The 12,950-nt window shown below is 65.3% G+C and carries 13 protein-coding genes and 1 riboswitch; of the genes, 4 read left to right on the forward strand and 9 right to left on the reverse strand.

Features of this window, described 5'->3' with window-relative positions:
- Positions 1-66 precede the first annotated feature (66 nt).
- Entirely contained in the window at positions 67-849 is a 783-nt protein-coding gene (locus tag AmiPiv_RS21260; RefSeq protein WP_340040598.1) for a lysophospholipid acyltransferase family protein, read from the forward strand.
- Here AmiPiv_RS21260 and AmiPiv_RS21265 read toward each other — a convergent pair.
- The gene (locus tag AmiPiv_RS21265; protein WP_340040773.1) at positions 842-1,918 is read right to left on the reverse strand and encodes a bifunctional transcriptional activator/DNA repair enzyme AdaA; all 1,077 of its coding nucleotides are present in this window, start codon (positions 1,916-1,918) and stop codon (positions 842-844) included. The genes AmiPiv_RS21260 and AmiPiv_RS21265 overlap by 8 nt on opposite strands.
- A gap of 70 nt (positions 1,919-1,988) precedes the next feature.
- Positions 1,989-2,507: a gamma-glutamylcyclotransferase gene (locus AmiPiv_RS21270; RefSeq protein ID WP_340040600.1), complete on the reverse strand. Its 519-nt coding sequence runs from the start codon at positions 2,505-2,507 to the stop codon at positions 1,989-1,991.
- A gap of 49 nt (positions 2,508-2,556) precedes the next feature.
- On the opposite strand from AmiPiv_RS21270, the gene AmiPiv_RS21275 reads away from it, so the two are divergent.
- Both AmiPiv_RS21275 and AmiPiv_RS21280 read left to right on the forward strand, forming a co-directional pair.
- On the forward strand, positions 2,557-3,558 hold the full coding sequence (locus tag AmiPiv_RS21275) for a DUF2125 domain-containing protein (RefSeq protein ID WP_340040602.1): 1,002 nt from the start codon (positions 2,557-2,559) through the stop codon (positions 3,556-3,558).
- Between the two features lie 166 nt (positions 3,559-3,724).
- A complete protein-coding gene (locus tag AmiPiv_RS21280; protein WP_340040603.1) occupies positions 3,725-5,026 on the forward strand; it encodes a metallophosphoesterase in 1,302 nt (433 codons plus the stop codon).
- A gap of 85 nt (positions 5,027-5,111) precedes the next feature.
- Here the strand turns inward: AmiPiv_RS21280 and AmiPiv_RS21285 are convergent, their stop codons facing one another.
- Positions 5,112-6,047, reverse strand: a complete 936-nt coding sequence (locus tag AmiPiv_RS21285; protein WP_340040604.1) for a prephenate/arogenate dehydrogenase family protein — start codon at positions 6,045-6,047, stop codon at positions 5,112-5,114.
- 3 nt (positions 6,048-6,050) lie between these two features.
- The gene (gene hisC, locus AmiPiv_RS21290) at positions 6,051-7,163 is read right to left on the reverse strand and encodes a histidinol-phosphate transaminase (RefSeq protein ID WP_340040606.1); all 1,113 of its coding nucleotides are present in this window, start codon (positions 7,161-7,163) and stop codon (positions 6,051-6,053) included.
- A 152-nt stretch (positions 7,164-7,315) separates the two neighbouring features.
- Positions 7,316-7,393, forward strand: a riboswitch (SAM riboswitch).
- Between the two features lie 51 nt (positions 7,394-7,444).
- Between hisC and metA the strand changes: the two genes are divergently transcribed.
- Positions 7,445-8,362, forward strand: a complete 918-nt coding sequence (metA, locus tag AmiPiv_RS21295; protein WP_340040608.1) for a homoserine O-acetyltransferase MetA — start codon at positions 7,445-7,447, stop codon at positions 8,360-8,362.
- An 84-nt stretch (positions 8,363-8,446) separates the two neighbouring features.
- Here the strand turns inward: metA and AmiPiv_RS21300 are convergent, their stop codons facing one another.
- The 5 genes from AmiPiv_RS21300 to AmiPiv_RS21320 form a co-directional block, all read right to left on the reverse strand.
- Positions 8,447-8,746 (reverse strand): type II toxin-antitoxin system RelE/ParE family toxin, encoded by a 300-nt coding sequence (locus AmiPiv_RS21300; protein ID WP_340040610.1) that lies wholly within the window; start codon positions 8,744-8,746, stop codon positions 8,447-8,449.
- Complete coding sequence (locus tag AmiPiv_RS21305) at positions 8,736-8,996, reverse strand: type II toxin-antitoxin system ParD family antitoxin (protein ID WP_340040612.1); 261 nt, start codon at positions 8,994-8,996, stop codon at positions 8,736-8,738. The genes AmiPiv_RS21300 and AmiPiv_RS21305 overlap by 11 nt, the downstream gene beginning before the upstream one ends.
- Before the next feature lie 125 nt (positions 8,997-9,121).
- Positions 9,122-10,930: an ABC transporter ATP-binding protein/permease gene (locus tag AmiPiv_RS21310; protein ID WP_340040613.1), complete on the reverse strand. Its 1,809-nt coding sequence runs from the start codon at positions 10,928-10,930 to the stop codon at positions 9,122-9,124.
- Between the two features lie 118 nt (positions 10,931-11,048).
- Entirely contained in the window at positions 11,049-11,996 is a 948-nt protein-coding gene (locus tag AmiPiv_RS21315) for a lipid kinase (protein WP_340040614.1), read from the reverse strand.
- A 133-nt stretch (positions 11,997-12,129) separates the two neighbouring features.
- On the reverse strand, positions 12,130-12,933 hold the full coding sequence (locus AmiPiv_RS21320) for a DUF1194 domain-containing protein (protein ID WP_340040616.1): 804 nt from the start codon (positions 12,931-12,933) through the stop codon (positions 12,130-12,132).
- Positions 12,934-12,950 lie beyond the last annotated feature (17 nt).

Genomic DNA, 12,950 nt, shown 5'->3' on the forward strand with positions numbered 1-12,950 from the left:
TTTTCCTTTTCGGGCTGCTTGGTGTAACGAACGCGGATTCCCGTCCTCAGGCACCCCACGCAAAAGATGCTCCAAATCCGCTCGCTGGCGTTCAACCTCGTCTTCTATGTCAGCCTGGTCGTCCAGATGATCCTGTGGACGCCCTACTACTTCCTGTCGCCGCGCCACCGGGCATGGTTCGTGCCGAAATTCTGGGCGCGTTCGAGCCTGTGGCTGCAGGAGAAGATCGCCGGCACGAAAAGCGAGATCACCGGCATGGAGAACCTGCCCGAGGGCTCGTTCATCCTGGCGCCCAAGCACCAGTCGTTCTGGGATGCGATCGCCTTCTTTCCCTATCTGCGCGACCCGCTCTACATCCTCAAGCGCGAGCTGATGTGGATCCCGTTCTTCGGCTGGTACATCAAGAAGATGAACATGATCCCGGTCAACCGCGGCAAGCGCTCGGCGGCGCTGAAGGCGGTGGTGGTCGCGACGCGCAAGGAAATGCAGAACGACCGCCAGCTGATCATCTACCCCGAGGGCACGCGCCGCGCGCCCGGCGACGAGCCGGCCTACAAATGGGGCATCGCCGAGCTCTACTCGGCGCTCAACCTGCCGGTGGTGCCGGTGGCGCATGTCGCCGGCCTCTATTGGCCGCGCCGCAAGTTCCTGCGCCATCCCGGCACGATCAAGGCACGCTTCCTCGAGCCGATCCCGGCCGGGCTGGACAAGGAAGAATTCATGCGGCGGCTGATCGCCGAAACGGAAGCCGCCTGCGACGAGTTCCTCATCGACGCGGCCAGGTCGGCCAACCCGCCGCCGATGCCGGACACGGCCGTCAAGCGCCTCAAGGAACTCGGCGTCAGCTGACCGGGGCCGCGCCGCGGCCGACGGCCATGCGGCGTTCGTGCTCGAGCAGCCAGCGCTTGCGCCATAGCCCGCCGCCATAGCCGGTCAGGTCGCCGGCCGCGCCGACCACCCGGTGGCAGGGGATGACGACGGCTATGGGATTGGCGCCGTTGGCGCGGCCGACGGCGCGCACCGCGGCGGGATTGCCGATATCGGCGGCGAGGCCGGAATAGGTCGCCGTCGTGCCGACAGTGATGCGCCGCAGCCCACCCCAGACCTGCTGCTCGAAGGACGTGCCCAGCGGCGCGAGCCGGGTGGCGAAATCGGCCGACCGTCCGGCGAAATAGGCCGAGAGTTCGGCCTCGACCTGGCCGATCGGCGCCGAACGGCCGAAGGCAATGGCCGAGCCGGTGGCGGCCTGCAGTTTCCTCACCTCCGTCGCCAGTGCCTTGCGCTCGAGAAATTCGAGGATGTGCAGGGCATGGTGATCGGCGATCGCGATCATCGGGCCGATCGGCGTCTCGATCCAGTCGGCCTTGAGCATGGCCTTGCCGCGCAGCCTGGCCGGGGTCTCGCCGAGCAGCCGCGTCACTGCCGCGCGAAAACCGCTGCCGGACGAGAAACCGGCGTCGAGCTGCGCATCGACGACGCTGTCGCCTTCGGCTAGATGCGCCGCCGCCTTGCCGATGCGGCGCAGCCGCGCCATTTCGAGGAAGCTCATGCCGAAGCGGCGCCTGAAGGCACGGCGCACGGTCGAGGCATCCAGGCCCATGGCGACCACGTCGGCCTCCAGCCAGCGGCGTTCGGGCTCGCGGTCGAGCGCATCGAGCAGCGTGGCGACCAGCGGCTCGGGCGCACCGGTGCCCATCATCGGCCGGCAACGCCGGCAGGGCCGGAAGCCGGCATGCAGGCACTGGGCGGCGGTATCGAAGAAACGCACGTTCTCGCGCTTCGGCTTGCGGGCGGCGCAGGTGAACCGGCAGAAGATGCCGGTCGACGTCACCCCGACATAGGCGAGGCCGTCATAGCCCGGATCGCGGGCGATCAGGGCATCGTAGAGCGAGTCGTCGGAAGGTCTTTCGAAAAGCATGGGCAATGAATAGCGCTTGTCCGCAAGTCTTGCCGCCGAAAATCGGGCATGCATTTTTCGCTGCTGACACTCATGGATGGACGCGGCGCGCCACCTCTTCCAGCCAGTGGTCGCGGATGCCGAGCGCCTTGAGATGCGCAACGGCGCTGAGCACGTAGTCCTCGTTGCGGCCCGACACGCCCACCGCGCCCGAGACGATCTCGGCGGCATGGGCGGCATCGAGATTGCCGGCGTATTGATGGTGATTGCGGTCGGCGATGTAACAGAGCGCCGGGACCTTGTTGCCCTGGTCGAGCCGGATCGCCAGCTCGCGTTCCAGATAGACGCTGGTTACCAGCTCGCGCTCCCTGAGATAGGCGATGACCTCGTCGCGCAGGTCGCCGGGGACACGGAACGCCATGCCGACGCAAGAGCCGCCGCGGTCGAGGCCGAGCACCAGGCCTGGGCGCTGCTCGGTGCCGCGATGCACCCAGGAGCGGATGCACAGCGAGCGGCGAAAGCCCATCAGGCGCGCGCGCCGCGTCTCGACATGGGCAAATCCCGGCCGCCACATCAGCGAGCCATAGCCAAACACCCAAAAATCGCCCATATCGCCAACCCTGTTGGTGGTCCGCACACGCGTTAACGAGAGCCCGAGCATGACGTCAAGCCGAGAGCCGAAAACGAACTACACCCGCCGCTTCCTCGGGCTCGGCCTGTTCATCATCGTCCTGTTCGGGGGCTACAGTGCCGGCTGGTTCTGGTTTGCCGGCAGATCCGAGGAAGCCGTGCGCGCGGCGATCGCCGATTTCAACGGTAACGGCATTGCCGCCGATTGCGTCAATCCGGGCATCAAGGGCTTCCCGTTCCGCATCGGCCTGACCTGCGAGCGGGTGGAATACGAGGACTCGCGGCAACGCATTTCGGCGAGCGCCGGCAACCTGCGCACCGTGGCCCAGATATACCAGCCGTCGCGCGCTCTGGTCGAACTCGACGGGCCGCTGCGCGTGACCGCGCCCGACCTGCCCCAGCTCCAGTTCGACTGGGAACTCATGCACGCGAGCGCGCGTCTGGCCAACCCTGTGCCGCAACGGCTGTCGGTGGAGGCGCGCAAGCTGACCGGGCAGGCCTCCTTCAGCGATGGCGTGCCGATGCCGCTGTTCGGCGCGGAAAACATCCAGGCGCACCTGCGCCCCAACGGCGCCGACCTCGACCTTGCCGCCACCTTTACCGGCCTGGTCGTCGACCCCGCCGCCCTGCAGGGCCGCAAGCTGCCGCCGCTGGACGGCAGCGCCGACACTTCGCTGGCCAACGGCGTGGAGATGGTCGCGAAGTCGGACCTGCGCCTGCGCGGAAGGGCCGGCACGATCCGTTCCATGACGCTCACCACCGGCGGCAGCGCCGGGGTTTCGGTCAGCGGACCGTGGTCGGTCGCCGGAGACGGGCTGATCGACGCCGACCTGACGGTCAAGGTCCTCGACCCCAAGAAGCTGTCGGCCGTCCTGTCGGAAGCCATTCCCGAGGAGCGTGAACGGATCGAGGCGGCGCTGTCGGGCCTTGCAGCGCTTGGCGACGCGCCGACCCTGCCGCTGAAGATCGCGAGCGGCAAGGCAACGCTCGGCTTCATTCCGCTGGGCACGGTGCCGGCGGTAGCGCGGTAGCGACGACCGGGCAGCACGATCGGCTCCGACGCCGGCCGCAATCGCGTCCGGACAGGCAGCCGCCGCGGACACCCTCGACTACCCTAAGTTGCCTATTGCATTCATGCAACCAATAGATGCAATCTGCACTTGCAAGATACAACCCTTGCGAGTGGAGGACATGGCAATGACCGCGACTGACTATCCCTTCGGCATGATCTGGTCATCCGACCCCCAGTACCCATGGTACGACGAAATCCTGCCGCCAGGCCTCAAAACCGAGGAGCAGATCAAGCAAAACTCTCAACGCCAGATTTGGGAGCAATATGAAAGCATGAATGCCCTTGCGAAGAGCCGCAAGGATTCGAGCAATCCTTTCCCGATCAAGGGCGTCGTTGCCAATGGCGACCTGACAGCCTTCGGTCACGATTGGCAGCTCGACAAATATCGGGAGATCGCCTCGATATTGCAGATGCCCTTCTATCCCGGCCTGGGCAACCACGACTACCAGAACAATGTCGACGACAGCTACAACAACAACGGCGCCACCCGTATGGTCGACTTCATGTACGGATGGCTAAAGTCCAACTCTGGTCTGGTACGGTACGATTTTACCGAGGTCTCTTACTACAAATTCCCGGAACTGCGGACGGACTATACGGGAAGCCTCGCATATTCCTTCAACATTGGCAGGGTGCATTTCGTCCAGCTTCAGAATTTTCCTTCCTACCAGGACGACTGGAATTCGTGGAACGCGGGAGCCGCACGCCGCGACTTCTACTTCATCAAGCCGTCGTTCTACTGGCTGAGGAACGACCTGGCGATCGCCCGCAACCGTGGCGACATCATCATCGTCAACCTCCACGACTACCATGACAATTTCATCGAGCCGGGCGTCACGACTTTCAACGGGATCATGGTGGAATACGGGGTCTCGGCGGTCTTTGCCGGCCACATCCATTCGACCTGCGAACGCATCGGCACCATCGGCAACTCCAGCATCCCGTTCTTCCGTTCCGGTTCGGCGTCGTACCAGGACTATCTGGTGGCCGACATCGATCCGAACCAGAGGACGATGCTGGTCCGGAAGATGGAGTGCCCGTTCGACGGGTATTACGGCTTCACCAACGACAGGTGGGAATGCGCGCTCAACGACACGGTACCGAATCCGCCGCTGCCGATCCCGCCACTGGAAGGCCACGTGACCGTCTTCAACGAGGGCGGCTTCGTCGCCAAGTTCCAACTGCGATACAGCGAAAACGGCGAGCCGAAATCATTCGAGACTGGCGAAATGCCGCTCGGCAACAAGAAGACCTATTACATCCCGCCCTACGCCAAGGACGTGTGGCTCGTGGGTTGGGAGCAGACCGGGCTTGTCTGGGAAGGCTGGCGCAAGGTGTTCGACCTGCGTTTCTCCGCACCGCCGAACCAATGCTTCAAGCTCTACGGCACCACGCTCAATCCGAAGTGGAACAACGACTGCACGTGAGCGGGTAGTGAGTAGTGAGTAGGGCCGATTTCAGCCGCGCGGGCCGAGGCAAGCCGTCAGTCCCTACTCACTACTTCACCATTCCCTAGTTTTTCACCGGATGCTCGACCGCCTGGCGACCGAAGTCGGGTGCGTCGATTTCCTGGCCGGCCTGGATGATCGAGCGGCGGATGGCGCGGGTGCGGGTGAAGAGATCGAACAGCTTCTCGCCGTCGCCCCAGCGGATCGCCCGCTGCAGCGAGGCGAGGTCCTCCGAGAAGCGCGCCAGCATCTCGAGGATCGCGTCCTTGTTGTGCAGGCAGACGTCGCGCCACATGGTGGGATCGGAGGCGGCGAGACGGGTGAAGTCGCGGAAGCCCGAGGCCGAGTACTTGATCACTTCAGACTTGGTCACCGCCTCGAGGTCGTCGGCGGTGCCGACGATGTTGTAGGCGATTATGTGGGGCAGATGCGAGACGATGGCGAGCGTCATGTCGTGATGCTCGGGGTCCATCGTGTCGATGTTGGAGCCGCAGCGGCGCCAGAACTCCGACAGCTTCTCGAGCGCCGCGGCATCGGTGCCCGGCAGCGGCGTGAAGATGCACCAGCGGTTCTCGAACAGGTCGGCGAAGCCGGCGTCGGGACCCGACTTCTCGGTGCCGGCCAGCGGATGGCCGGGGATGAAATGCACGCCCGCGGGTACGTGCGGCCGCATCTGGGCGATGACGGAGGCCTTGGTGGAGCCGACATCGGTGAGGATGGCGCCCGGCTTCAGCGCAGGCGCGATCTCCTCGGCCACCGCGCCCGACGAGCCGACCGGCACCGAGACGATGACGAGGTCGGCGTCCTTGACCGCCGCCCTGGCGTCGCTCGAATAGCTGTCGCCCAGGCCGAGTTGCTCGGCGCGGGCCAGCGTGGCGGCACTGCGGGTGGAGATGGCGATGTGGCGGGCAAGCCCTTCGCGGCGGATGACGCGCGCCAGCGACGAGCCGATCAGGCCGATGCCGACCAGGGCGATCTTTTCAAACAGGGGTTCGGACATTTTTCAGCTTTTCAGGAATTCGGTGAGGGCAGCGATGACACCGCGATTTGCCTCTTCGGTGCCGACGGTCATGCGCAGCGCATTGGGGAAGCCGTAGCCGGCGACCCTGCGCAGGATATAACCGCGCGCCGAAAGATACTCGTCGGCCGCCGCGGCCGAGTGCTTGCCGTCGTCGGGGAAGTGGACCAGCAGGAAGTTGCCGACCGATGGCGTGACGCGCAGGCCGAGCGTCTCGAACTCCTTGACCAGCCACTCCGCCCACTGGGCGTTGTGGGCGATGGTGCGTTCGACATGGCCGCGATCTTCCATCGCCGCCACGCCGGCCTCGATTGCCGCCGCGTTGACGTTGAAGGGCCCGCGCATCCGCTCGAGCACGTCGATGATGTGCGACGGCGCATAGATCCAGCCGATGCGCATGCCGCCCAGCCCGTGGATCTTCGAGAAGGTGCGGGTCATGACGACGTTCTCGTTGGCCGCGACCAGCTCGACGCCGGCCTCGTAGTCGTTGCGACGGACATATTCGGCATAGGCGGCGTCGAGCACCAGAAGCACGTTCTTCGGCAGCGCCGCATGCAGGCGACGCACCTCCTCGAACGGCAGGTAGGTGCCGGTCGGGTTGTTGGGGTTGGCGAGGAAGACGATCCTGGTCCTCGGCGTCACCGCCGCGATGATGTTGTCGACGCTGGCCTTTTCGGAATCTTCCTTGGCGACGACCGGGGTGGCCCCGGCGGCCTGGGTGTAGATCTTGTAGACCATGAAGCCATGTTCGGTGTAGACGGCCTCGTCGCCCGGCGAGAGGTAGCTCTGGGCGAGCAGGCCGATCACCTCGTCCGAACCGTTGGAGCACAGGATATTGGCCGGGTTCAGCCCGTGGGCCGACGCGATCGCCTGTCTCAGGCGCGACGCCGACCCGTCGGGATAATATTCCATCTTCCCGGCGAGCTTCCTCACCGCCTCGATCGCGTGCGGCGAGGCGCCCAGCGGATTTTCGTTCGACGAGAGCTTATGGACCTTGGCGACGCCTGCCGGAGCGGTGCTCTTGCCGGGGACATAGGCTGCGATGTCCATGATGCCGGCGCGGGGTTCGGGGCGAATCTGCTCAGGTGCCTTGGTCATGTCGAAAATCCTGGATTGGCGCCTCCGGGCGGAGGCCGCAGCGGAAATACCCCTCGGGGCCGGCAATGTCGAGGAAAACCGGCGAAAGCGGCAGCCCTGCCCGCACGAATGGGTCACGGTTGACGCAATCCGTCGCCGGGCGTAATAGCTAGTCCTCGATCCGTGGTGATTTGGCCGGTCGGCTTGCAGCCACGTTAAACAAGTCGCTAAAGGGCCGTTTGCGATCCGTAAACCGGCTTTGCGACAGCAATGCCGGTTTTTTGTTGCTTGGAGTTCGCACAGTGCCGATCAAGATCCCGGATCAGCTGCCCGCCCGCGAAGTGCTGGTGAAAGAGGGCGTGTCCATCATGGACGAGCAGAGCGCGCTCCGCCAGGACATCCGACCGCTGCAGATCGGCCTGCTCAACCTCATGCCGAACAAGGTCAGGACCGAGACCCAGTTCGCCCGCCTGATCGGCGCGAGCCCGCTGCAGGTGGAGCTGACCCTGGTGCGCATCGGCAACCACAAGGCCAAGAACACCTCCGAAGACCACCTGATCGCCTTCTACCAGACCTGGGAAGAGGTGAAGGACCGCAAGTTCGACGGCTTCATCGTCACCGGCGCGCCGGTGGAGCTTTTGCCCTTCGAGGACGTGACCTACTGGGACGAACTCGAGCAGATCATGGATTGGACGAAGACCAACGTCCATTCGCCGTTCTTCATCTGCTGGGGCGCGATGGCCGCCGCATGGCACTTCCACCGCGTTCCCAAGCACACGCTGGAGCGCAAGGCTTTCGGCGTGTTCCGCCACAACAACAATGCCCCGGCCTCGCCCTATCTCGCCGGCTTCTCGGACGACTTCGCCATTCCGGTGTCACGCTGGACGGAGGTCCGCGCCGCAGACATTCCCGAAGGCTCGGGCCTGGAGTTGTTGATGGAGTCGGAGGAGACCGGCCCCAGCCTGCTCGCCGAGCAGACCGGCAACCGCCTCTACATGTTCAACCACATCGAATACGAATCGACCTCGCTCAAAGAAGAGTACGACCGCGACGTCGCCGCCGGCGTGAAGATCGCGGTGCCGCACGAATACTACCCCGAGGACGATCCGCAGCGCCGGCCGCTCAACCGCTGGCGTTCGCACGCGCATCTGCTGTTCGGCAACTGGATCAACCGGGTCTACCAGACCACGCCATACGATCTGGACAACATCGGCAAGTAAATGCCGAGGAGAAGACCGCGCCCGGCATCCGGGCACGTCTTTTGAAGCATGGTGCTGAAAATCAGTGACCGGTCAGGTTCGACGCTACTCGTCGAACATGCCTTCGGCTATGTCCCGATGCCCATCGAGAACCCGGATAACGTCTACAGAGCCTTCCCGTATCTCGTAGAAGACGACATGCGTACGGATCGCAAAGCTGCGCAGCCCCTGGGCAATTTCATCCCGCTTGCGACCGGCTTCCGGATGTTCGACAAGCAACTGGAAGACCTCGTTGATCCGCTCGAGCAAGCGCTCCGCGGCGGCTATGTTGTCATGGGCGATGTAGGCCCAGATCTGCCCGAGGTCAGACCTGGCTTTAGGTGTGAGGCGAATCCTACGCGCCACGCTTGTCCGAGCCCCCGCGAAGCTCGCTCATGAAGGACTGGAAATCGAAAGGCTCGGGCGCTCCACTTTCGACGCCCTCTCGGACGGCTTCGCGCAATGCCTCCAGCTTGGCCTGGTGCCGATCCTCGCGCTCTTCGAGCAGACGCAACCCGTCACGCAACACCTCACTGGCGGACGCATAGCGACCGCTCTCGACAAGGTCACGCACCAGCCCCTCGAAGTGGGCACCGAGAGTGTAGCTCGATGGCATTAACGCCTCCGATTGCAACTATCATTTTATGATAGTTCGGCAACACGTCCAGGGCAAGCCGAGCCTACCGACCGCAAGTCCGCGATGCGTCGCGGACTTGCTCCGCTGCTCGGCGCATGGGCGCTTCAGGCGGTGGCGGCCGCCTGGGCCATCTCCTTTATGCGCACGCGCTGCAGCGCCGGCCCGCGCTTGTCCTTGGCGAGATGAACGGTCCTGTCGAACAGGTCGCGGCTGTTGCGCGCCGGCCCGAAATAGACCACGCCGGTCTTGGCCAGCTCGCCCTCGAACATTTCCCGCACCCGCTGGTGCGCGGCCGCATCGAGCGTGTCGAAGGCTTCGTCGATGATCACCCAGTCGGGCTTGTGCAGCCTGATCCGCGCGAACGCCACCAGCCTGAGTTCGTCGCTGTTGAGTTCCTCGTTCCACGGCGCGATGCGGTCGAGCGACGGCGCCAGGCGCTCCAGCCCGACCGCGCCGAGTGCGGTGGCAAAGTCCTCGTCGGCGAATTCGCGGCCGTCGGACGGGTAGGACAGCACGGTGCGCAGCGAGCCCGGCGGCAGGTAGGAGGCACGGGGAAGGAAGGTAAGCTGCCTGCCGGCGGGCAATTCGATCCGCCCCCGGCCCCACGGCCAGAGGCCGGCGAGCGCCCTGAACAGCAGCGTCTTGCCTGCGCCCGCCTCGCCCGTCACCAGCAGGCGCTCGCCTGCCTTGACCCTCAGATGCGGGTCGGAAAGCTTGGTGCGGCCGCTCGGCGACACGAGTTCGAGCCCGTCGAGCCCCAGGCTGCCGTCGAAGCTCTCGCCGAAGCCGATCCGCTCTTCCGTCTCGTGCAGCACGTCGGCGGCGACCAGCACGCTGCGGATCATGCCGACGCGCATCAACGTGGCGCGCCAGTCGGCGATGGCACCGACATTGTTGATGAACCAGCGCAGCGACGCATGCACCTGGTTGAAGGCGCCGACGGCCATCATCAGCCCGCCGAAGCTCAGGTCGCCGGCGAAATAGACCGGCGCGGCGACCAGGATGGGCGCGACGACGGTGAACCAGCCATAACCGTCGGTCACCCAGGCCAGGTTGATCTGGGTGAGGAAGATGCGCCGGAGCGCCATAAGCACGCCCTGCAGGTCCAGCTCGAGGCGGCGCTTCTCGTCGGCCTCCCCGCGCGCCAGCGATATGGCATCGATGTTCTGGTTGATGCGGACCATCGAGAACCTGAGCTCGGCCTCGCGCGAATAGCGCTCGCTGTTGAGCCCGATCAGCGGCCGCCCGACCAGCCAGCTCAGCCACGAGGCCGAGCCGGCATAGATGATCGCCGCCCAGACCATGTAGCCGGGAATGCTGAACGAGCTGCCGCCGACATGGAAAACGAAGCCCGAGGACAGGCTCCAGAGCACGCCGACGAAGGAGGCGAGCAGGATCGATGCCTGCAGCAGGCCGACGCCGAGGTCGGTGGTGAGGTCGGCGAGATGGCCTGCATCCTGCTGCATGCGCTGGTCGGGATTGACGCCGACCGCACCCGCATTGGCGAGGCGGAAGGCGCGCCCCGGGCGCAGCCATTCGGTGATCAGGTCGACCGTCAGCCCCTCGCGCAGCTTGAGGCGGATCATCTGGTTGAGCCATTGCTGCAGCACGTTGAGGACGAGCAGCGAACCGGCGATTGCCGCAAACACGATGAGCTGGTTGAGGAATGCCTCAAGATCACGCCGCTCGAGCGCGTCGTAAAAGGGCTTGCTCCAGCGGTTGAGCACGATCTGGCCGACCGAGGTGGCGACGATGACGGCGAGTATGCCGATGCAGAGCCAGGTCAGGGACCGGCGCACCGGCGAGCCCGCCAGCGCCTGGCGCGCCATCTTGAGATGGATGGGAAACCCGCCGTCGGGAACACTTGCAGGCAGAGGCTCGGGATGGGCCTTGTTGTCCGAATTGCCCGTCATGCGAATCCTCCCGCTGGTCATCCGAATCGCGACGTCGCCCGCCATTGTGCCACTCAATGGCGGCAGCGTATCGCGGGGATGGATCAACAAGCGTGTCATCGACACGCAGGCGGCCCGCCTAGGACTTCGGCACGAAGACCCGCACCGACTTGGGCCGGATGCGGAAATGCGCCGGCGTCCAGGTCACAAGTTCGCCGTCGGTATTGACCGGCCGCGGTTGCTTGGTGCGGATGGTCACCTCGGTGGTCTTGAAGGCGCGCACGTCGTCCCACTGGCCGTGCGTGCCCTTGCGCAGGCTGGGCAACAGCCGCAGGAGCCGCCACCAGTGATCGACTTCGAGGCTGTAGAGATCGAGCCAGCCATCGTCGGCGGTCGCCGTCTCCTCGACGGTCATGCCGCCGCCATAGTGGCGGCCGTTGCCGACGGAGACCTGCATAGTGCGGATCTTCTCGGTGGTGCCGTCGTGGTCGACATAGGCCGAAAACAGCCGCGATCGCATCAGGATCCGCGCCGCGACGATGCCGTAGCCCAGCGTGCCCCAGCGTTTCTTGGCGTGTTCGGTGAGTTCGGCCGCGAGTTCCGCGCTGAAGCCGATGCTGGCGACGTTGAAGAACAGGTGGCCGTTGACCTCGCCCAGGTCGACCGTGACCTCGCGGCCGGCGGCGATGATCTCGGCCGCCTTCACCGGGTCCGGCGGGATGCCCATCGTGCGGGCGAAGTCGTTGGCAGTGCCGAGCGGCAGCACGCCGAGCGTGAGGCCGGTATAGGCGAGGCCGGCGGCCGCATTGTTGAGCGTGCCGTCGCCACCGCCGACGATGGCCATGTCGAAATGGTCGGCGTTGCGCGAGATGAGCTCGGAGGCGTTCTCGTCCCTGCCGGTCACCATCTCCTCGATGGCGATGCCGGCCTTCTCCAGCACCTGCCTCGCCTCGGCGATCGAACCGCCGCCGCGGCGGGCGCGCGGGTTGACGATGAGCATGGCCCGCCGGACGGGAGCCTGCCCGGCTGTACGCTTTTCATGGATGACGTCGGTCAGGACCGTGTTTCCCGTTGCTATCGCCGGCATGGCGGACTGCGTTGCTTGAGCCGCCATTTAGGAAGCGAGCACGCCGATTTGAAGGCAATCGGGGCAATCACAAGGCCAGACAAGCAGATGTGACCGCCTGTCCGATCAACCGCCGGACACCGCGCGCCCGTCCCTAACGGTCGAGTTCCGGGTAATACGGATCGGAGTAGATGCGCCTGTCGCGCTCGCCGGCCATGCAGTAGCCGGCAGGGGCGGCCTCGACCTTGACCGGCGGCGGCGGCGCGGCCGTTCCGCTGACTTCGAGGATGAGCTTGAGCCTGATGGCAGTGGCGAACTCCGCGACCTTGCGGATAGGCAGGACGAACGATCCCGGGCCGCCGATGACGCATTCGGCATAGTAGCGGTCCAGGTCTTCGACCGTCCCCGACGGCCGGATCAGGATCGGCAGGCCGTTGATGACGATGCCCTGCGCCAATGCGGCATCGCGCGCCAGGGTAACCGGCGGGCCGGCATTGTTGGGCCCGTCGCCGGAGATGTCGATGACGCGGCGCCAGCTTTCCACCTCGTTGTTCCGGAACAGACCGGCACCATGCGAGATCGCGCCCGAGATGGAGGTTCCGCGATAGCCGCCGAAGGGCCGCGCCTCGAGCCTGGCGGCAAAGGCTGCGGCACTGGCCGGCCCGTCGACGATCTGCCACGGCACGGCAGATTCCCGCCGGACCGTGCCCGCCCATTCGAAATAGGTGACGGCGATCCGCCGATAGCGCCCCGCAAGCACCGCCTCGACGAAGTCGGGATGCCGCAGCGCCTCGACATAGCCGGCGCGCTGCAGGGCGAATTCCTCGGAATCCATCGAACGCGAGACGTCGACGGCGAGAACGAGCTCGACGTCGACCGCGACCGCATCCGCCCGCAACACGCCGTCCACCGGCGCGTCGCAAGCCAGGCACATGATCAACGCCAGTGCTTTCAGCATCGACGGCTGACCCAGGG

This window comes from Aminobacter sp. Piv2-1 (genome assembly GCF_037625995.1).
GTDB lineage: Bacteria > Pseudomonadota > Alphaproteobacteria > Rhizobiales > Rhizobiaceae > Aminobacter.

Excerpts from the sequence above, each read along its gene's own strand:
- AmiPiv_RS21305 (WP_340040612.1), bottom strand. The coding sequence starts at position 8,996 with ATGCCATCGAGCTACACTCTCGGTGCCCACTTCGAGGGGCTGGTGCGT.
- hisC (WP_340040606.1), bottom strand. The coding sequence starts at position 7,163 with ATGACCAAGGCACCTGAGCAGATTCGCCCCGAACCCCGCGCCGGCATC.
- AmiPiv_RS21315 (WP_340040614.1), bottom strand. The coding sequence starts at position 11,996 with ATGCCGGCGATAGCAACGGGAAACACGGTCCTGACCGACGTCATCCAT.
- AmiPiv_RS21280 (WP_340040603.1), top strand. The coding sequence starts at position 3,725 with ATGACCGCGACTGACTATCCCTTCGGCATGATCTGGTCATCCGACCCC.
- AmiPiv_RS21260 (WP_340040598.1), top strand. The coding sequence starts at position 67 with ATGCTCCAAATCCGCTCGCTGGCGTTCAACCTCGTCTTCTATGTCAGC.
- AmiPiv_RS21270 (WP_340040600.1), bottom strand. The coding sequence starts at position 2,507 with ATGGGCGATTTTTGGGTGTTTGGCTATGGCTCGCTGATGTGGCGGCCG.
- AmiPiv_RS21310 (WP_340040613.1), bottom strand. The coding sequence starts at position 10,930 with ATGACGGGCAATTCGGACAACAAGGCCCATCCCGAGCCTCTGCCTGCA.
- AmiPiv_RS21320 (WP_340040616.1), bottom strand. The coding sequence starts at position 12,933 with ATGCTGAAAGCACTGGCGTTGATCATGTGCCTGGCTTGCGACGCGCCG.
- AmiPiv_RS21265 (WP_340040773.1), bottom strand. The coding sequence starts at position 1,918 with ATGCTTTTCGAAAGACCTTCCGACGACTCGCTCTACGATGCCCTGATC.
- AmiPiv_RS21285 (WP_340040604.1), bottom strand. The coding sequence starts at position 6,047 with ATGTCCGAACCCCTGTTTGAAAAGATCGCCCTGGTCGGCATCGGCCTG.
- AmiPiv_RS21275 (WP_340040602.1), top strand. The coding sequence starts at position 2,557 with ATGACGTCAAGCCGAGAGCCGAAAACGAACTACACCCGCCGCTTCCTC.